Below are 20,722 nucleotides of genomic sequence, written 5' to 3'. Positions count from 1 at the left end.
ACGGAGAGCATTTTGAACGCCGGCAGCGCAGATGCTCCGCTTTGAAAAAGAGTTACAGAGGAGCTGCAATGACGAAAAAAGAAATGATTGCCATGCTGCTGGCCGGAGGGCAGGGAAGCCGGCTGGGAATACTGACATCGCGGATGGCCAAGCCGGCGGTCTGCTTCGGGGGGAAGTACCGCATCATTGATTTTCCGCTGAGCAACTGCATCAATTCCGGTGTGGATACGGTCGGCGTCCTGACCCAGTACCGGCCCCTGAAGCTCAACACGCATATCGGGATCGGGATTCCGTGGGATCTTGACCGCAATGTGGGTGGCGTCACGGTGCTTCCTCCCTATGAGAAGATGCATGATACCGAATGGTATACCGGGACGGCGAATGCGATTTACCAGAATCTTGACTATATGGAGGGCTACCACCCGGATTACGTGCTGATTCTCTCCGGCGATCACATTTACAAAATGGATTACGAGAATATGCTCGATTTCCATAAGGAGAGCGGAGCGGACGTCACGATTGCCGTCATGCCGGTGCCGATGGAGGAGGCGAAGCGCTTCGGCGTCATGATCACGGACGAGCGCCGCCGCATTGTGGATTTTGAGGAGAAACCGGAGCAGCCGCGCAGCAATCTGGCCTCCATGGGAATTTATATCTTTTCATGGGAGGCGCTGAGAGATGCGCTCGTGTCCAACGCCAACTGTCCGAATCTGGATTTCGGCAAGCATGTCATTCCCTACTGCCGGGAAAAGGGAGAGGCGCTGTACGCCTATGAATTCAACGGCTACTGGAAAGACGTCGGGACCCTGACCTCCTACTGGCAGGCCAACATGGAGCTGATCGACATCATTCCGGAGTTCAATCTCTATGAGGAATACTGGAAGATCTACACGCGCAACGAGACGCTGCCGCCGCAGTATTTCGGCCCGGAGAGCGCGGTGGAGCGCTCCATCATCGGCGAGGGGAGCGATATCTGCGGGTGCGTCTATAACTCGGTGATCGGAACCGGCGTCTCGATCGGCGCGGGGACGGTTGTGCGCGACTCCATTATCATGAATGACACGGTGATCGGCGAGGGCTGCCGTCTCGAAAAGGTCATTACGGCCGAGGGCGTCCGGATCGGGGAGGGTGTCCGTCTTGGCGAGGGCTGCGAGCAGCCGAACGAGACCAATCCGGAGATATACTGCGAGGGTCTTGTCGTCGTCGGGGAAAAGAGCATTGTGCCGCCGCATGTTTCGGCGGGCAAGAATGTGCTTATCTCCGGCAGCACCGTCCCGGAGGACTATCCGGACGGCCGTCTTGAGAGCGGACGGAGCCTTGTCAGGGAGGACGGCGTATGAGAGCGATAGGGATCATCTTGGCAGGCGGAAACAGCAGAAGAATGAAAGAGCTTTCGGCAAAGCGCGCGGTGTGCGCCATGCCGATCGCGGGGAGCTTCCGCAGCATCGACTTTGCGCTGAGCAACATGGAGTGGTCGCACATTCAAAAAGTGGCGGTGCTCACGCAGTACAATTCCGGCAGCCTCAACGAGCACCTGAGCTCGTCCAAGTGGTGGGACTTCGGCAGAAAGCAGGGCGGCATGTATCTGCTGACGCCAGTGCTGACCGGCGAGTCCGGGGGCTGGTACCGCGGGACGGCGGACGCCATTGCGCAGAATCTCCGTTTTCTCAGGCACTCGCATGAGCCCTATGTCGTTATTGCGTCGGGCGACTGCGTTTATAAAATGGACTACAACGAGGTCCTCAAGTATCACATCGACAAAAAAGCGGACATCACGATCGTGGTGCGGGAGATGCCGGCGGAGGCCTGCGTCGAGCGCTACGGCACGGTCAGAATGGATGAGGACGGGCGCATTCTCGATTTTGAGGAGAAGCCGATCGTCGCCCGTTCCAACACCATTTCCTGCGGCATCTACGTGATCCGCAGGCGGCAGCTCATCGAGCTGCTGGAGAAAGCGCAGGAGGAGGGCCGCTACGATCTGGTGCAGGACATCCTTATCCGCTACCGCCATGTGAAGCGCATCTACGGCTACCGCATGACTGACTACTGGAGCAATATCGCCTCCGTTGAGGATTATTACCGGACGAATATAGATTTCCTCCGCCCGGAGATCCGGGATTATTTCTTCCGTCAGTACCCGCCGGTCAATACGAGGGTTCTTGATCTGCCGCCCGCAAAGTTCAACGTCGGCGTGACGATGAAGAACAGCCTCGCGGCGGCGGGCTGCATCATCAACGGGACGGTGGAAAATTCCGTCCTGTTCCAGAAAGTGTACGTGGGCAATAACTGCGTGATCCGCAATTCCATCATCCTGAATGACGTCTACATCGGCGACAATACCTATCTGGAGAACTGCATCGTGGAGAGCCGCGGGACGCTGCAGGCGAACGCCTATTACCGGGGTGAGAACGACGTGAAGATCGTCATTGAAAAGAGCGCCCGGTATCCGATATAGGCGCTGTCGCATTTATGTGCTACAATCGTGTATACTGCAAACAGCAGAAATCTGACAGAGGGAAGCCGTAAAGGCTTCCCTCTGTTGTGCACGATATCGGAGGGATTCGGCGCTTATGTTTATGATCTGCGGACTCGGCAATCCGGGGAGAGAATACGAGGGAACAAGGCACAACGTCGGCTTTGCCGTGATCGATGTGCTCCGGGAGCGGTACCGCATGGACGGGGGCAGCCGCTTCGGAAGATCCATGGTGTATAAAGGCTTCATCGAGGGGAACAAGGTTCTTCTGATCAAGCCGCTTACCTATATGAATCTCAGCGGCGAGGCGGTGCGGGAGATCGTCGATTATTATAAGGCGGATCCGGCCTCGGAGCTGGTTGTCATCAGTGACGACATCGATCTTGAGGAGGGACAGCTCCGCATCCGGAAAAAGGGCAGCGCCGGGGGGCACAACGGACTGAAGAATATTGTGAAGCAGCTTGGCAGCGATGCGTTTATGCGGATCCGGATCGGAGTGGGGGCAAAGCCCGGTCCGGACTATGATCTGGCGGATTATGTCCTCGGACGTCCCCGCGGGGAGGCGGAGAGCCGTATCCGCGAGGCAGAGGAGCAGGCCGCGGATGCGGCCGCCCTGATACTGCAGGAGGGCGCCGACGCCGCCATGAACCGCTTCAACAGCAGAAAGAATAAGAAAGACATCAGCATAGTGTGAAAAATCACGCTGATGCGCCGATTTTTTATACGGCTATTTGTGTCGAAGCCCAAATAGCCTTTGATCGCAGCCGCAAAACCGCCTGCGCGGACCTTTCAGCGAGCGAAAAATGCTGTTAGGTAGAGGGATGGCATGAGCCGCGGAGCGGCTCGGCAGCCTGCGCGCCGGCGCAGGGTGTTTTTACGGCGCGTGCCTCGCACAAAGTGCTTCGGCATGGTGATTATCATGAAAACGCTATTTTCTCCGCTGAAAGGATTTCCCCAGTACGAAGCCATGCTTGCCTCCCTCCGTCCCCAAAGAGGTGAGGCCGCGGCGGACGGCTGCGTGGATTCCCAGAAAGTTCATCTCGCCTTTGCGCTTGCCTCGGATGAAGCGCTGCAGAGCCGGGCAAAGTCGAGACTGTTCCTGACATACAGCGATCTTCGGGCGCGGGAAATCTATGACGACTGCCTGCTCTATGATCGCAATACCATGCTGTTTCCGGCCAAGGACCTCATCTTTTATCAGGCGGATCTGCGCAGCCGCGAGATTGAAATACAGCGCCTGCGCTGCCTGCGCCGGATACTGGAGGGACGTCCGGTCACGGTGGTCGCGACCTTTGCGGCGCTGATGACGCCGCAGCTTCCGCTCGCCCTTTTGCGGGAGAGCGTTCTTGGCATATCCAAAAATGAGACGATCCGTCTCGAGACCGTCACCAAGCGTCTGGCGGCCATGGGCTACGAGAGAAACGCGCAGGTGGACAGCCCGGGGCAGTTTGCGGTTCGCGGCGATATTGTGGATATTTTTGACCTCACGGAGGACAACCCGGTCCGCATCGAGTTCTGGGACGATAATATCGAGTCGATCCGCAGCTTTGACGTACTGACGCAGCGGCGGATCGAGGCGCTGGAGCTTGTCCGCATCTACCCGGCGATGGAAATGATCCTCTCGGAGAGCCGCGCGGTGGACGGCCTGCGCCGCATAAGGGAGGAAAAAGAGCGTCAGGAGGCGGTGCTCCGCTCGCAGGGAAAGACAGAGGAGGCGGGGCGCCTCGGGCAGACGGTGGGCGTGGTGATCGCGCAGGCGGAGGAGCTGCGTGATTACAGCGGACTGGAAAGCTATATCCACTATTTTTATCCGAATACCGTGAACTTTCTCGACCTCTTTTCAAAGGAGGAGAGCCTCCTCATTTTCGACGAGCCGGAGCGCGTGCGCGAGCAGGGCGAGGCGGTGGAGCTGGAATTTCGCGAGAGCATGAGCCACCGGGCCGAAAAGGGCTACATCCTGCCCGGGCAGATGGAGCTGCTTCTGTCCGTGGAGAGGGCGGCCGCGGGGACGCTCGCTTTCCGCAGGGCGGGACTTTGCACGCTCTCTTCACAGAGCCTGTTTTTTCCGGAGGGAGAAAAAAATACCGTCCATTTGAGGGCGAGAGGGACGCTCCCCTACAACGGCCGATTTGAGGCTCTTCTGGATGATCTTATGAAGAGACGGGCGCAGGGAGGAAGCACGGTGATTCTCTCCGCCTCCCGTACGCGGGCGAAGCGTCTGGCGCAGGAGCTGACCGGGGCGGATGTCACCGCCTTTTTCAGCGAGAACCCGGATCGCGTGCTTGCTCCGGGCGAGATTGAAACGGCATACGGACATGTTCTGCACGGCTTTGAATACTCCGATCTTAAATTCGCCGTGATTACCGAGGCGGATATTTTCGGAGAGGAGAAGCAGCAAAAGAAAAAGCGGCACCGTCACAAGGGGGCCGGCGCGATTGCGGATTACGTGGAGCTGCGGCCGGGCGACTATGTCGTGCATGTCGATCACGGCATAGGAATCTATCGGGGCATCGAGAAGATCGAGGTGGAGCATGTCGCAAAGGACTATATCCGGATCGAGTACGGCGGGGGCGACATTCTGTATGTTTCTCCCAACGATCTCGAGGTGCTGCAAAAATACGCGGGGAACGGCGAGGATGCAAAGGGCCCCCGCCTGAACCGTCTCGGAACGCAGGAGTGGTCGAACACGCGACGGAAAGTGCAGAAAGCGGTCAGCGTCATTGCGGACGATCTGGTCGAGCTGTACGCAAAGCGGCGTCTTCGGAGCGGCCATGCGTTTTCCGGAGACAGCGAATGGCAGCGGGAGTTTGAGGAACTGTTTCCGTACAGGGAAACCGAGGATCAGCTCATGGCAATTGCCGAGACCAAGGCGGACATGGAGTCGCCGAAAATCATGGACCGGCTGATCTGCGGGGACGTGGGCTACGGCAAGACGGAAATCGCGATCCGGGCGGCGTTCAAAGCGGTGCAGGACGGCTATCAGACGGCGGTGCTCGTGCCGACGACGATTCTCGCGCAGCAGCACTACAATACCTTTTTTGAGAGAATGCACACCTATCCCGTCACGATTGAGGTGCTGTCCCGTTTCCGGAGCGCGGCGGAGGTGAAGAAGACGCTGAAAGGCGTCACGAACGGCACGGTGGACATCGTGATCGGGACGCACCGTCTGCTCAGCAAAGATGTGAAGTTCAAAAAGCTTGGTCTTCTTGTGATCGACGAGGAGCAGCGCTTCGGCGTGGCGGCCAAGGAGAAGATCAAGCAGGCGCGGGAGAGTGTCGACGTGCTTACACTGACGGCGACGCCGATTCCCCGGACGCTCCACATGAGCCTTGTCGGGATCCGCGACATGAGTATTCTTGAGACGGCGCCGGGCGAGCGCCGACCGATTCAGACCTATGTCATGGAGTACAACGAGGAGATGATACGGGAGGCGATTGTGCGCGAGCTCTCCCGCAAGGGGCAGGTGTATTTCGTCCACAACCGGGTCAACGACATCGACCTCATCACCGGACGGCTCCGGGAGATGGTCCCGGAGGCGCAGATCGCTTTTGCGCACGGGCAGATGAAAGAGGACGAGCTCGAGCGCATCATGTATGACTTCATCAGTCATCGCATTGATGTGCTTGTCTCGACGACGATCATCGAGACGGGGCTGGATATTTCCAACTGCAACACCATCATCATCAACGATGCGGACCGCATGGGTCTTGCCCAGCTCTATCAGCTCCGGGGGCGCGTCGGGCGCTCCGCCCGCACGGCCTATGCTTTTCTGATGTATAAGAAAGACCGCATGCTGGCCGAGGAGGCGGAGAAGCGGCTCGCAGCGATCCGCGAGTTCACGGAGCTCGGCAGCGGCTACCGCATCGCCATGCGGGATCTGGAGATCCGCGGTGCGGGGAGCGTGCTCGGAAAAACGCAGAGCGGCCATCTGATGGCTGTGGGCTACGATCTCTACTGCAAGATGCTGAACGAGGCGATCCGAAAGGCGAAGAGCCGGGCGGAGGCGGCGCCCGCAGAGCTTCCGGGTGCTGTCTCTGCGGACGGGGAGGGGCTCCCGCTCCCCGCAGCGCCCGGCTCCGCGCCTGCGGACGGGGACGAGCGGCCCGAGGTGCAGACCGAGGTGAAGCTCGACGTGGATGCCTTTCTGCCGGAGAGCTATATCGTCAATGAAGAGCAGAAGATGGACATTTACCGTAAAATTGCGGCCGTTGACTCCACGGAGGACTGCGAGGATATGCGGGATGAGCTGACGGACCGCTTCGGCAGCATCCCCGGGCCGGCGGAAAATCTCCTGCGCATCGCGCTCATCCGTTCGGTTGCAAAAAAGCTCGAGATTGCCGAGATCCGGGGCTATTCGGGGATGATACGGCTCGTTCCTGCGCCCTTTGCCCGCCTGCGCGTGGAGAATATCCCGGCCTTTCTTGCGGCATACCGGCCGCGCCTGCGCTTTATCGCCCAGCCTCCGGAGTTCGAGTATTCGTGGAAGCCCTCCGGCCTCAGGGAAAAGGAAGAGGAGATGCTGCTGGTCACGACGGAGGAGCTGCTCGTGCGCATGTCCGAGCTGCTCCGGTGACGCTGTTAACTTGTTTTTAAGTAAAAATTCATATAAAATTTACAATGTATGACGCCGGAAGCTCCATGCGGAGCGCCGGTATAACCGATGCTTGCTCACGAGGCCTGTGCTGCGCAGAACCTCGCGCCGCATGATATCCTGCGGAACGGGGCGGTGCGCCCTGAGAGAGCGTCCGCAGCACGAGGTCTGCCATGACAATATTTCAGTTCATAGAGATGCTCGGAGGCTTGGCTCTGTTCCTCTACGGGATGGAGGTCATGGGGGCCGGTCTGAAATCGGCCTCCAGCGGAAAGCTGGAGCGGCTGCTCGAACGGCTCACTTCCAATAAGTGGAAAGGGGCTCTTCTGGGAACCGGCGTGACGGCGGTGATCCAGTCCTCCGGCGCGACGGTGGTCATGGTCGTCGGCCTTGTCAATTCGGGGATCATGACGCTCGAGCAGTCGGTCGGCGTCACCATCGGCGCCAACGTCGGAACGACCATCACGGCATGGCTCCTGTCCCTGACAGGCATTTCGGGAAGCAACGTATTTCTGTCGCTTGTGAAGCCGGATCATTTCGCGCCGATTCTGGCGCTTGCCGGCGTGATTCTCATCATGATGGCCAAAAAGGACAGGACCCGCAAGGCGGCGCAGATTCTCATGGGCTTCGCCGTGCTGATGATCGGCATGACGACGATGTCCGGTGCACTGTCCCCGCTCGCGGACGATCCCGATTTTGTGGGACTTCTGACCATGTTTTCAAACCGCCCTCTTCTGGGGCTTCTTGCGGGACTGATCGTCACGGTGGCGTTGCAGAGCTCTTCGGCCTCCATCGGTATTCTTCAGGCGATTTCCATGAGCGGCTCCCTGACGGTCGGCTCCATGTTCCCTCCGCTCATGGGAGCGAACATCGGCTCCGCGATCACGGGACTCATCGGTGCAATCGGTGCAAACCGCACGGCCAGACGGGCGGCATGGCTCCAGATGATCTACTGCATCATCAAGGCCGGCGTATTCATGATTTCCTTCTACGCGATCAATTCCATCGTTCATTTTCCGTTCATGGGCGTGATCACAAGCCCGGTGATGATCGCAACCATCCACACTTGCTTTAATATCGCTGCGCTGCTGGTCTTTCTGCCCGGCTCGGAGCTTCTGGTCCGTATGGTCGAGAGGATGATTCCGGTGCTCCCCGGGGAACAGACGGCGCTGCATAGGATCGCTATTCTTGACGAGCACTTTCTTGATACGCCGAGCTTTGCGCTCGAGCAGGCCGGGACGGCGATGGGGAATATGGCAAAGTATTCCCGCGAGGCCATGGACGCCGCCATGGAGCTTGTGTTTGTCTATGACGAGGAAAAGGCGGCCCGGGTCGGACGCATTGAGGAAATGGTTGACGACTACGAGGATCAGCTCAATTCTTATCTTGTGAAGCTGAGCCGGGGGAATCTCTCCGCGCGGGAGAGCCATACGCTGTCGATTCTTCTGCACTGCGTCAACGATTTTGAAAGAATGACCGACCATGCGCTCAACATCATGCAGTCGGCGAGAGAGCTGCACGAGAAAGAGCTGGCGTTCTCCGCCAAGGCGAAAGAGGAGATGCAGGTCTACGGGAAAGCCGTGTCGAGCATTGTGGACATGGCGGTTCGGGCCTTTATCGACAATGATCTTGCGCTGGCGAGGCAGGTGGAGCCGCTCGAGAGCGTCATCGACGGGATCAATATGGAAGAAAAGCGCCGCCATGTGCGCCGGCTCCGCAAGGGCAAGTGTACGGTGGAGGCGGGCTTCATTCTTCAGGATATAGCGATCAGCTACGAGCGCGTCGCGGATCACTGCTCAAACATAGCGGTGGATCTTCTGCAGGTGGGCGAGGACGGTTTTGATACGCATGAGTATCTTATGCACGAGCGGGAGGCGGCCACCCCGGAGTTCAGCGCACTGGTGCGCCAGTTTGAGGAGACCTATGCTCTTCCGGGACTGAAAAAGGATGAGGACGGGACGGCGGACGCAGTGGATAAATATGTAAAGCGCGAAAAGACGGCGGCCGGAGCAAAATCCGGCAAGGCGGCCAAAAAGGAAAAGAGCGCCAAGGCCGTCAAAAAGGCGCTCAGGGTGTAGCACGGAGGTATCGCTATGGACAGACAGAATCTGACACTGCTGACGGATCTTTATGAGCTGACCATGATGCAGGGATATTTCAAGCACAACGAAGAAAACCGCACCGTCATCTTCGATGCGTTTTACCGCACAAATCCCTGCGGCGGCGGGTACGCTGTCATGTGCGGCGTGGAGCAGCTCATCAAGTACATCAAGGAGCTTCACTTCTCGGAGCAGGATATCGCATATCTGCGGGGACTCGGACTCTTTGACGAGGATTTTCTTACATATCTTGCGCACTTCCGCTTCACCGGGGACATCTATGCGATCCCCGAGGGCTCGCTGATTTTTCCCCGGGAGCCGCTCGTTAAGGTCGTCGCGCCGATCATGGAGGCGCAGCTTGTGGAGACGGCAATCCTCAATATCATCAACCATCAGAGCCTGATCGCCACCAAGGCGGCCCGCATCTGCTATGCGGCGCGGGGAGGCGGCGTGATGGAGTTCGGCCTCCGGCGCGCGCAGGGGCCGGATGCCGGGACCTACGGCGCGAGGGCGGCGGTGATCGCGGGCTGCGTCGGAACCTCCAATGTCCTGTGCGGCGAGCTGTTCGACGTGCCGGTCATGGGAACCCATGCGCACAGCTGGATCATGAGCTTCGATTCGGAGATGGAGGCGTTCAAGGCCTATGCGGATCTGTACCCGACGGGCTGCACGCTTCTGGTCGACACCTACGACACGCTGAAAAGCGGCGTGCCCAACGCCATCCGGACCTTTGATTATATGAGGGAAAAGGGACTTCCTACGGATCATATCGGCATCCGCCTCGATTCGGGGGATCTCGCCTATCTTTCAAAGAAAGCGCGGAAAATGCTCGATGAGGCGGGCTATCCGGAGGCGAAGATCTGCGCCTCGAACGATCTCGACGAGTATCTGATCGACTCGCTGCGGACGCAGGGAGCGGCCATCGATTCGTGGGGCGTGGGCACGAATCTCATCACGGCGAAGGACAATCCGGCGTTCGGCGGTGTGTATAAGCTCGCGGCCGTCATGGGGGACGACGGGACGTTCATTCCGAAAATCAAGGTCTCTGAAAATTCCGAAAAGGTGACGAATCCGGGAGACAAGAAGATATACCGCATTTACGATAAGGCGAACGGCAAGGTGCAGGCCGATCTCATCTGCTTTGCGGATGAGACCTATTCTGAGGATGAGGATCTGGTGCTCTTTGACCCGCAGGAGCCGTGGAAAAAGACGCGGTGCCGAGCGGGCGAGTATGAGCTCCGCGAGCTGATGGTGCAGCTTTTCCGGGCGGGCGAGTGCGTTTACAGCTCCATGCCGACCATGAAGATACGGGAATACTGCATGAAAGAGCAGAATACCCTCTGGGAGGAATCGCGCCGTCTCGTGAATCCTCACCAGATGTACGTCGACCTCTCGAAGAAGCTGTATGATACGAAGCTGCGTCTCCTCGATGAGGTGGCGGAAAAGAATCTGTAAAAACGCGCACCGTCCGGGAGTGCAGCTCTGCCGGAAAAAGCTGCTGTATGAGGATGCGTCTGTCCCGCCCCGCCGGAATTTTCCGGCGGGGCGGGCGCTTTTGTTTACCTTTTGTTTGTTGCGCTTTGTCCGTCGGAAGCATTTGCAAAGCAGCCCCGTTTTCTGATAGCATATGGAACAAATCGAAAATTCTATCCGCTGGGAGCAGATCATGGATGCACATGTTATTGAGGTGATGGCCGAGGCGTTTCCACAGCTTCTGATCAAGGGACTTTACGTGACGATACCGCTCACGGCGATTTCGTTCTCACTGGCGATGGTGATCGCTGTTGCGGTCGCGCTGATTCAGTATGCCCGCGTTCCGGTGCTCCGGCATCTGGCGCGCTTTTATATCTGGATGATCCGGGGGACGCCGCTCCTCGTGCAGCTCTACGTGGTGTTCTTCGGGCTTCCGGGGATCGGCGTGATGACGGACCCCTTTCTATCGGCGGTTATTGTGCTTGCGGTCAACGCAGGGGCCTACGATGCGGAGACGATCCGCGGCGCGCTGGAGGCGGTGCCGTCCGGACAGGCCGAGGCGGGACAGTGTCTCGGGCTCGGCGAGCTGAAGATCATGCGCTACATCGTGCTGCCGCAGGCGTTCCGTTCCGCCTTCCCCGCGCTGGGAAATTCCCTGATCGCCATGGTAAAGGATACCTCTCTCGCGGCGAATATCACGGTGGCGGAAATGTTTTTTCAGGCGCAGCGGATTGCGGGCCGCACCTATGAGACCATGGCGCTGTATCTTGAGACGGCGTTTATCTACCTGATGTTTTCAACAATTCTGAGCTTTGTGCAGCGCTATGGCGAGAAGCGCCTCGGAAAGTACGGAATCCAGTAGTCGGAACGGGAGGAAAAAGAATGATGCGGAATACAAAAGCAGTGAGGAATACCATCGTGATGAACGGGAAAGCGGTCATATTCGCGGCATTTGCCGCGGCCGCGGCGCTTGCGCTGTCCGGCTGCGGCAGCGCGGGGCAGGAGAACAGCGAAGCGGAAAACGGCAGATCGGGAAACGTTGCGGCAGGCGCTTCGGGAACGGAGACGTCCGGCGGGGCGGCGGCCGATCATCTCGGGCGCATCCGGGAGCAGGGGGAGCTGGTGGTCGGTCTCGAGGGAGACTGGCAGCCGTTTTCCTATCATGACGAGGAGGATCAGCTGGTCGGCTTCGACGTGGAGGTCGCCGGAGAGCTCGCGGAGCGCATGGGCGTTTCCGTGCGCCTTGTGGAGGGCCCGTGGGACGGCCTTTTTGCCGGAATGGATTCCGGACGCTATGATATTGTGGTGAACGGCGTGGATGTCACGGAGGAGCGGCAGAAAAGCTATGACTTCTCGGAGCCCTACGCCTATGACCGGCCGGTTCTCATTGTCGCGGAGGACAATGCGGACATCACCTCCTTTGAGGATCTGAAAGGGCGGACGACCGCAAATTCCATCGGCTCGACCTATCAGGAGCTGGGAGAGCAGTACGGCGCGCAGGTCAGCGGTGTGGACACGCTGGTGGAGACACTGCAGATGGTCATGAACGGGCAGGTGGACGCGACGATCAATGCCGCCACCTCGTTCGGCGATTATATGAAAGCCGTTCCGGACGCTCCGCTGCGGATCGCCGCGGTCAGCGAGACGGCGACCGCCTATGCCATTCCGATGACGAAGGGAGAGGACAATGCGGCGCTGCGGGTGGAAATTGACCGCATTCTTTCCGAAATGCGTGAGGACGGGACACTCTCTTCCCTGTCCGAGAAGTATTTCGGAGCCGATCTCACGCAGGATAACTGACGGATTACGGAGGACAGAGAAGCCATGCTGCAGATCATTACCGATTCAGCAAGTGATATTCCGCAGTCTGTCGCTGCGGAGTGGGGCGTTACCGTGCTGCCCCTGACCGTGTGCTTCGGCGAGGAGGAATATGAGGACGGCGTTACCATCACGCCGTCCGACTTTTATACGAAGCTCATCGAGACAGATGTGCTGCCGAAGACAAGCCAGATCACACCGTCTCGCTACGGAGAGGCGTTTCGCAGAGCGCGGGCACAGGGCGACGAGGTCGTCGCCGTCTGCCTCTCCTCCGAACTCTCGGGGAGCTATCAGAGCGCCTGCGCTGCCGCTGCGGAATTTGACAGCGGTATTGAGGTTGTCGACAGTCACGTGGTCTGCTGCGCCCTCTATATTCTGGTGGAGCTGGCGGTCCGTCTCCGCGATCAGGGGATGAACGCCGCGCAGATCGCCGCGGTGCTCCGGGAAAAGGCGCATGAGGTATCCGTCATCGCGCTTTTTGATACGCTGGAATATCTGCGAATGGGAGGACGGATCGGCGGGGCGGCGGCCTTTGCGGGCGGCCTTTTGTCGCTCAAGCCGGTGCTCACGATCCGGGAGGGCCGGATTGTCGCCATCGGCAGGGCGCGCGGCTCCCGCAACGGCAACAATATGCTCATGGAATATGTGAAAAAACAGGGCGGCATCGACTTTGCCCTGCCGATATGCGTCGCATGGTCGGGAAATTCGGACGAGCTTGTCCGCAAATACATCGAGGACAGCCGGAGTCTCTACGATGGCTTTGAGGGAGAAATTTCGACGACGCGCGTCGGTTCGACGATCGGTACCTATGCGGGGCCCGGCGCGGTTGCGCTGGCGTTTTTCCCGAAGCGCTGACAGACGGAATACAAAGGACGGAAAAGACAGATGAATATCATTCGTACAATCGCAGAGCAGCTCGGAATCAGACAGGGACAGGCGGAGGCGGCGGTCCGGCTCATCGACGAGGGAAATACCATTCCCTTTATCGCCCGCTACCGCAAGGAGCAGACGGGGGCTCTGGACGACGAGCAGCTCCGGGCGCTCCATGAGAAGCTCCTCTATCTGCGCGGCGTTGAGGAGAGGAGAGCGGCGGTGCTCGCCTCGATTGAGGAGCAGGGAAAGCTGACCGGAGAGCTCCGGGCGCAGCTCGAGGCGGCGGAGACGCTCGTTGCGGTGGAGGACATTTACCGCCCGTTCCGGCCGAAGCGCCGCACCCGGGCGGGGATCGCCAGAGAGAGGGGCCTGCAGCCGCTGGCGGATTATATTCTGGAGCAGACGGCCTCCGAGCCGCTCGAAAAGACGGCGGCGGAATTTGTTCTGCGCATGAAAGAGATCCCCCCGGAGGACGCGGAGGAGAGCGCGGCAGAGGCACTTACCGCCGAAGAGGCGCTGGCCGGGGCGCGGGATATCATTGCTGAAATGATTTCTGACAATGCGGATTACCGCGCATGGATCCGGGAAAAAACGTGGGCGGAGGGAACGCTCGCATCGGAAGAAAAGACGGAAAAAGCAGCAAAGGCGGAGAAGACGGGAAAGGCAGAAAAGACGGCAGGAGGCGGGACGGCCGTGAATAAAAAGCTCGCAGACCGCCGCGCCGTCTATGAGATGTATTTCCATTTTGAAGAGGCGCTCCGCACGCTGCCGGGGCACCGCATCCTTGCTGTCAACCGGGGCGAGAATGAAAAATTTCTCACCGTGCGCGTCCTGGCGCCCGCGGAGGAGATTCTCGATTATCTGAGGCTCCGGCTAATCCGGGATCCGGAGCGGCCGAACCCCTACACGGAGCCGCTTCTGTGCGCGGCGGTGCAGGATGGCTATGCGCGCCTTATCGCGCCGGCGATTGAGCGGGAGATCCGGAGCGCCCTCACGGAGCGGGCCGAGGATGGGGCGATCGCCGTGTTTCGCGAGAATTTGTCGCAGCTTCTGATGCAGCCCCCGATCACGGGGCAGGTGGTGCTGGGCTGGGATCCGGCGTTCCGGACGGGCTGCAAGCTGGCGGTCGTCGACCCCACCGGCAAGGTTCTCGACACGACGGTGATTTATCCGACGGAGCCGCAAAACCGGGTGACCGAGGCAAAGGCGGTCCTGAAAAAGCTGATCGACCGCTACCGCGTCACGCTGATCAGCCTCGGCAACGGGACGGCCTCCCGCGAGTCCGAGCAGATCATCGCCGCTTTTCTCAGGGAGCTCCAAAGCGGGCCGGGGACGGCGGAGGAGAAGCGCGTCTATGCGCAGCTCCGCTACGTCATTGTGAACGAGGCCGGCGCCTCGGTGTACAGCGCGAGCAGGCTCGCGACAGAGGAATTTCCGCATTTTGATGTGGGGCAGCGGAGCGCGGCGTCCATGGCGCGGCGGCTTCAGGACCCGTTGGCGGAGCTCGTGAAGATTGATCCGAGGTCGGTCGGCGTCGGGCAGTATCAGCACGATATGGATCAGAAGAAGCTCGGAACGGCGCTCGGCGGCGTGGTCGAAGCCTGCGTGAACCGCGTCGGCGTCGATCTGAACACGGCCTCCTTTTCGCTGCTGTCCTATATTTCAGGCATTTCCCGGACGCTGGCCAAAAATATCGTCAGCTGCCGGGAGGAGAAAGGGGCGTTCCGGAGCCGCCGGGAGCTGCTGCACGTCTCCGGCCTCGGGCCGAAAGCCTTTGAGCAGTGCGCCGGCTTTCTCCGGATCAGCGGGGGGACGGAGCCGCTGGATGCGACAAGCGTCCATCCGGAAAATTACAGTGCGGTGAAGAAGCTCCTCCAAGGGCTCGGACTTTCGGACGAACCCTCCTCGTTCCGGATGGCAAAGCTGCTTGTAAAGGACCGGAAGCGCGAGGCGGAGCGGCTCGGGATTGGAGAGCTTACGCTGGCGGACATTTTGGGAGAGCTGGAGAAGCCGGCGCGGGACCCACGCGAGGATATGCCGGCGCCGGTGCTGCGTTCGGACGTCCTGTCCATGGAGGATTTAAGGCCCGGCATGGAGCTTAAGGGCACGGTGCGCAACATCGTCGACTTCGGCGCGTTCGTGGATATCGGCGTCCATCAGGACGGATTGGTTCATATTTCCCGCATATCAAACCGCTTTATCCGGCATCCGCTGGAGGCCGTGCACGTCGGCGATGTGGTGACGGTGACGGTCGTCTCGGTGGATGCGGCCAGAAAGAGGATCGCCCTCTCCATGAACGGGAAAATGTGAGGATGCGCCGCCTGTCATTTTGAACAAATTTCCGGTAACGTTTCCGGTAAATTCTCACAAATCGCAGCGGATCCGTCAGAAAAGGCTTGCGCAGGCGACAGAAGATACTATAATAAAGACAGTTCCGGAACCGTTACCGGTAGCGTTGCCGGTTGCGATTCCAAAAACCCGGAGACGGCGACGGCTGCTTCCGGGGATTTCAAGCAGGTTCCGGTAAGAGAACCATCATTTTTCAAAAAGCGCGCAGTGCGCTTTAGAAAGGGAGAAACATTATGAACAGGAAATTGGTAAGTGCGGTTCTTGGTGCGGCGATGGCTTCGACGGTGCTCGCCGGCTGCGGCAGCACCGCGTCGGCACCGGCGGCGCAGACGGAAGAGACGGCTGCGGAGGAAGAAACAGCCGCGGGAGAAGAGACGGCGGATACCGCTGAGGCCGGCGCGGAGAGCGCGGCGGGCAAGGTCTACTATCTCAACTTCAAGCCCGAGGCGGATGAGCACTGGCAGAGCCTTGCGGCAGCCTACACGGAGGAGACCGGCGTTCCGGTGACGGTTGTTACCGCGGCGTCCGGCGAGTATGAGACGACGCTCCAGTCCGAAATCGCAAAGAGCGACGCGCCGACCCTGTTTCAGGTGAACGGCCCGGTCGGCCTTGCGAACTGGAAAGATTACTGCTACGATCTGACCGGCTCCGACATTGTCGGCAATCTGACATCCGATGCCTACGCGCTGAAGAACGACGAGGGAGCGATCGCGGGCGTGGCCTACGTCATCGAGTCCTACGGCATCATCACCAATAAGGCGCTTCTGGAGAAAGCCGGCTATTCCGTGGACGATATCCAGAGCTTTGACGATCTGAAAAAGGTTGCGGACGACATTCAGGCGAGAGCGGACGAGCTCGGCGTAAAGGGCGCGTTTGCCTCTACCGGCATGGATGCCTCCTCCGACTGGAGATTCAAGACGCATCTTGCCAATCTTCCGATTTATTATGAGTATCAGGAGGACGGCATCGACCGGGCGGACGCCATCAAGGGCAGTTACCTTGACAACTACAAGAACGTGTTCGATCTGTATATCACCGACAGCACCTGCGATCCGGCCGAGCTCTCGGCCAAGACGGCGGACGATGCGAGAAACGAGTTCCTGAACGGCGAGGCGGTCTTCTATCAGAACGGCTCATGGGAGTACGGCAGCCTGTCCGACAAGTACAGCGACGACGAGCTGGCGATGATCCCGATCTATTTCGGCGTCAACGATGCGAAAGAGGGTCTCTGCACCGGCACGGAGAACTACTGGTGCGTGAATGCGGAGGCGGCTCCGGAGGACATTCAGGCCACGCTTGACTTCATGAACTGGTGCGTGAGCTCCGAGACCGGAACCAAGGTGATGGCTGAGGACATGGGCTTTACGATTCCTTTTACCACGGCGCAGGAGTCTCCCAATGTGTTCGTCAAGCAGGACGCGGAGATGACCGCAGCGGGCAAGACGCCGGTGTCATGGAATTTCACCACGATGCCCTCTGAGAACTGGAAGAACGGCGTCGGCTCCGCGCTGACCGCCTATGCGGCGGGCACCGGCGACTGGGAGGCCGTGAAAGCGGCGTTCGTCGACGGCTGGGCAAGCGAGTACGCAATGATGCAGTGATGAACTGATGCGGTACGGTTCCGGTCTGCGCCGGACTGAGCCGGGGTCAGAAGAGTTACGGGGGCGAGCGATTGTAATGATTGCCCGCCCTTTTTCAAGGGAAGCGTTTCCCTGAATGGGGGCTATCAATGGAAAAAGCAATCCGCAGATACTGGCCGGTCTTTGTACTGCCTACGCTGGCCGCGTTTATCATCGGCTTTCTCTGGCCGTTTTTGTGGGGGATCTATCTCTCGTTCTGTCAGTTTCAGACCGTCAATAAGGTGAAGCCCGTCGGCTTTTCCAACTATATGAAAGTGTTTGCCGATCCGACCTTTGTGCACGCGTTCTGGTTCACGGCGCTGTTCACGGTGGCCTCCACGCTGATCATCAATCTGGCGGCCTTTGGCGTGGCGCTTCTCCTGACCCGCAAGATCAAGGGGACCAATCTGTTCCGGACGGTGTTTTTCATGCCCAATCTTATCGGCGGCATCGTTCTCGGCTATATCTGGCAGAGTCTTCTGAACGGGCTGCTCTCCAAATGGGGCTGGCCGCTTCTCGCTCTTTCGGAAAAAGAGGGCTTCTGGGGACTCATCATTCTGATGGCGTGGCAGCAGATCGGCTACATGATGATCATTTATATCGCGGGGCTCCAGAACGTCTCGCCCGAGCTCATCGAGGCGGCGCAGATCGACGGGGCGACTGCGGCGCAGACGCTGGTGCGGATCAAGGTGCCGATGGTCATGCCGAGCATTACGATCTGCAGCTTCCTCACGCTGACCAATTCGTTCAAGCTCTTTGATCAGAACCTCTCTTTGACAAACGGCGAGCCGGCCAAGAATACCCAGATGCTGGCCATGAACATCTACGACACCTTTTACAGCCGGAGCGGGCCGCAGTGGAAAGGGATCGGGCAGGCCAAGGCCGTGATCTTCTTCCTCGTGGTGGTTGTGATTTCTCTGATTCAGCTTCGCTTTACGAAGTCGAGGGAGGTGCAGGCATGATGGCCGCAGCGAACGACAGCATGAGCCCAAACAGCAGGGCGCAGGCCCTTGCGAAACGAAAAGAGCGCACGAACAATGTGATCACGGGCATTCTCTCGGTGGTCCTTGTGCTCTGGATTTATCCCGTATTCATGATCATCGCCAATTCGCTCAAGATCGAGTCGGCGATTTCCACGGACCGGATCTTCCGACTGCCTCTGGGAGAGGACTTTGCGGGGCTGGCGAACTATGTCTACGGCGTCACAAAGATGGACTTCCTCAGCGCGTTCTGGTACAGTCTGTTTATCACCGTGACATCGGTCGCGCTGATTCTGCTGTGCTGCTCCATGTGCGCGTGGTATATCTCGCGCTCGGGAAATGCTCTCGGCAGGATTATGTATCTGCTCTGCGTGTTTTCCATGGTCGTGCCGTTTCAGATGGTCATGTTCACCCTCGCCAAGACGGCGGACACGCTGAAGCTCAATACGCCGTACAATATCTGCATCGTCTATCTCGGCTTCGGCGCGGGGCTCGCGGTCTTTATGTTCACGGGCTTTATGAAGTCCATGCCGGTCGAGATCGAGGAGGCGGCCATGATCGACGGCTGCAGCCCGCTGCAGATTTTCTTCCGGGTCGTCATGCCCATCACGAAGCCGACGACGATCTCCACGGCGATTCTCGAGACGATGTGGGTATGGAATGATTATCTTCTGCCGACGCTGGTTCTCGACATCAAAAAGTATCGCACGATTCCGATGGACATTCAGTATTTCCGCGGCAGCTACGGCAGCGTGCAGATGGGGCCGATGATGGCCTGCATCGTCATTACGATCGTCCCGGTCATTCTTCTGTATCTCTTTGCGCAGAAGTATATCATCGAGGGCGTCGTGGCGGGAGCGGTCAAGGGCTGAGTCTGGCCCGGAGAGATCGCTTCCTTTCCGGGAGAAATGAGAAAGAGTATGAAAAGAAAATGTGGTGTTCTTCTTCCGATATCGAGCCTGCCGTCGAAGTACGGCATCGGCTGTTTTTCCGCAGAAGCCCGGGAATTTGTTGATTTTCTGAAAGCGGCCGGACAGACCTACTGGCAGATTCTTCCGCTCGGCCAGACCGGCTACGGGGACTCTCCCTATCAGTCCTTTTCGACCTATGCGGGAAACCCTTATTTCATCGACCCCGATGAGCTGGTCCGCGAGGGCTGGCTTGCCGCGGAGGAGCTCTCGGCCTGCGACTGGGGGAGTGATCCGGGCTATGTGGATTATGACGCCGTGTACCGGAGCCGTTTCCGGATGCTCAAAAAGGCGTATCAGAACAGTCCTTTCGCCCTTCATGTGAAAAAGCGCTGGGCCGGCGCGGAGTACGATGCGGCCCGCGCCTCGTTCCGGAGCTTTGCGGAGCGCGAGAGCGCATGGCTCCCGGACTACGCGCTGTTCAGCGCGGTCAAGGAGGCGAATCAGGGGCGGTGCTTCATCGAGTGGGATGAGGGGATCCGTCTGCGCAGGCAGGCCGCCGTGGAGCGCTGCCGCAGGGAGCTTGCCGATGCGATCCGCTTCTATGAGTTCCAGCAGTTCCTGTTTGACCGGGAGTGGCGAGAGCTCAAAGAATACGCGGGCCGGAACGGAATTTCCATTATCGGGGATATTCCGATCTACGTCGCGTTTGACAGTGCGGACACATGGAGCCATCCGGAGCTTTTCAAGCTCGATGAAAAGGGCTATCCTACCGTTGTGGCGGGCTGCCCGCCGGACGGCTTTTCCGCGACGGGACAGCTCTGGGGAAATCCGATCTACCGCTGGGATTATCACCGGCAGACCGGCTATGCGTGGTGGATAGAGCGCATCCGGCACTGCTTCGCGCTCTATGACGTGGTGCGGATCGACCATTTCCGGGGCTTTGACGAGTACTATGAGATCCCCTACGGGGACAGCACCGCGGAGAATGGACAGTGGGCGGCGGGGCCGGGCTACGAGCTCTTCGCCGCGCTCCGGAGCGCGCTGGGGAACCGGCCCATCATCGCGGAGGATCTGGGCTATATGACCCCCTCGGTCCGCAGGCTTGTGAGAAAAACCGGGTATCCCGGGATGAAGGTGCTCCAGTTTGCCTTTGATTCGCGGGAGGAGAGCGATTATCTGCCCCACAATTACAGGCACAACTGCGTCGTCTATACCGGGACGCACGACAATGAGACCATGCGGGGCTGGTACGTGGGCGTGAACCGCCATGACAGAATGTTTGCCAAGCGCTATGTGGGGATCCGGAGCGAAAAGTCGGCCGCGTGGGACTGCATCCGCTGCGCATTCATGAGCGTCGCGGATACGGCGATCATCCCGATGCAGGATTATCTGAATCTCGGAAACGAGGCGCGGATCAATCATCCGTCGACCCTCGGCGGGCAGAACTGGCGGTGGCGTCTTACCGCAGGCGCCGCGACAGACGATCTGGCAAAGCGGATGCGCGCGCTGGCGGCAGCCTACGGGCGGATATGAGGC

14 protein-coding genes are annotated in these 20,722 nt (G+C 59.2%); all 14 read left to right on the top strand.

The window, feature by feature from the left end; genetic code table 11:
- Positions 1-68 precede the first annotated feature (68 nt).
- Entirely contained in the window at positions 69-1,340 is a 1,272-nt protein-coding gene (locus E0E20_RS00930; protein WP_130836195.1) for a glucose-1-phosphate adenylyltransferase, read from the top strand.
- The gene (gene glgD / locus E0E20_RS00925; protein WP_130836194.1) at positions 1,337-2,455 is read left to right on the top strand and encodes a glucose-1-phosphate adenylyltransferase subunit GlgD; all 1,119 of its coding nucleotides are present in this window, start codon (positions 1,337-1,339) and stop codon (positions 2,453-2,455) included. Before E0E20_RS00930 ends, glgD begins: the two co-directional genes overlap by 4 nt.
- A 115-nt stretch (positions 2,456-2,570) precedes the next feature.
- Entirely contained in the window at positions 2,571-3,167 is a 597-nt protein-coding gene (gene pth, locus E0E20_RS00920) for an aminoacyl-tRNA hydrolase (protein ID WP_130836193.1), read from the top strand.
- 225 nt (positions 3,168-3,392) lie between these two features.
- Positions 3,393-7,046, top strand: coding sequence for a transcription-repair coupling factor (mfd, locus tag E0E20_RS00915; RefSeq protein ID WP_130836192.1), 3,654 nt, complete (start codon positions 3,393-3,395; stop codon positions 7,044-7,046).
- A gap of 191 nt (positions 7,047-7,237) precedes the next feature.
- Positions 7,238-9,142 (top strand): Na/Pi cotransporter family protein, encoded by a 1,905-nt coding sequence (locus tag E0E20_RS00910; RefSeq protein WP_130836191.1) that lies wholly within the window; start codon positions 7,238-7,240, stop codon positions 9,140-9,142.
- Between the two features lie 15 nt (positions 9,143-9,157).
- Positions 9,158-10,618 carry a nicotinate phosphoribosyltransferase gene (locus tag E0E20_RS00905; protein WP_130836190.1) on the top strand — a complete coding sequence of 487 codons (1,461 nt, stop codon included), beginning with the start codon at positions 9,158-9,160 and terminating at the stop codon, positions 10,616-10,618.
- Between the two features lie 211 nt (positions 10,619-10,829).
- Entirely contained in the window at positions 10,830-11,498 is a 669-nt protein-coding gene (locus E0E20_RS00900; protein ID WP_130836189.1) for an amino acid ABC transporter permease, read from the top strand.
- A 20-nt stretch (positions 11,499-11,518) separates the two neighbouring features.
- A complete protein-coding gene (locus E0E20_RS00895; RefSeq protein WP_242622597.1) occupies positions 11,519-12,436 on the top strand; it encodes a transporter substrate-binding domain-containing protein in 918 nt (305 codons plus the stop codon).
- Positions 12,437-12,460: 24 nt separating this feature from the next.
- The gene (locus E0E20_RS00890) at positions 12,461-13,309 is read left to right on the top strand and encodes a DegV family protein (RefSeq protein WP_130836188.1); all 849 of its coding nucleotides are present in this window, start codon (positions 12,461-12,463) and stop codon (positions 13,307-13,309) included.
- 30 nt (positions 13,310-13,339) lie between these two features.
- Positions 13,340-15,637 carry a Tex family protein gene (locus E0E20_RS00885; protein ID WP_130836187.1) on the top strand — a complete coding sequence of 766 codons (2,298 nt, stop codon included), beginning with the start codon at positions 13,340-13,342 and terminating at the stop codon, positions 15,635-15,637.
- Between the two features lie 272 nt (positions 15,638-15,909).
- Complete coding sequence (locus tag E0E20_RS00880) at positions 15,910-17,277, top strand: ABC transporter substrate-binding protein (protein ID WP_130836186.1); 1,368 nt, start codon at positions 15,910-15,912, stop codon at positions 17,275-17,277.
- A 128-nt stretch (positions 17,278-17,405) separates the two neighbouring features.
- Positions 17,406-18,257 carry a carbohydrate ABC transporter permease gene (locus E0E20_RS00875; RefSeq protein ID WP_130836185.1) on the top strand — a complete coding sequence of 284 codons (852 nt, stop codon included), beginning with the start codon at positions 17,406-17,408 and terminating at the stop codon, positions 18,255-18,257.
- Positions 18,257-19,147: a carbohydrate ABC transporter permease gene (locus E0E20_RS00870; RefSeq protein WP_442911466.1), complete on the top strand. Its 891-nt coding sequence runs from the start codon at positions 18,257-18,259 to the stop codon at positions 19,145-19,147. The genes E0E20_RS00875 and E0E20_RS00870 overlap by 1 nt, the downstream gene beginning before the upstream one ends.
- Positions 19,148-19,195: 48 nt before the next feature.
- On the top strand, positions 19,196-20,719 hold the full coding sequence (gene malQ / locus E0E20_RS00865; protein ID WP_130836184.1) for a 4-alpha-glucanotransferase: 1,524 nt from the start codon (positions 19,196-19,198) through the stop codon (positions 20,717-20,719).
- Positions 20,720-20,722 lie beyond the last annotated feature (3 nt).

This window comes from Lachnoclostridium sp. Marseille-P6806 (assembly GCF_900625025.1).
GTDB lineage: Bacteria > Bacillota > Clostridia > Lachnospirales > Lachnospiraceae > CAG-791.
This window is presented reverse-complemented; position numbering and strand designations above follow the sequence as displayed.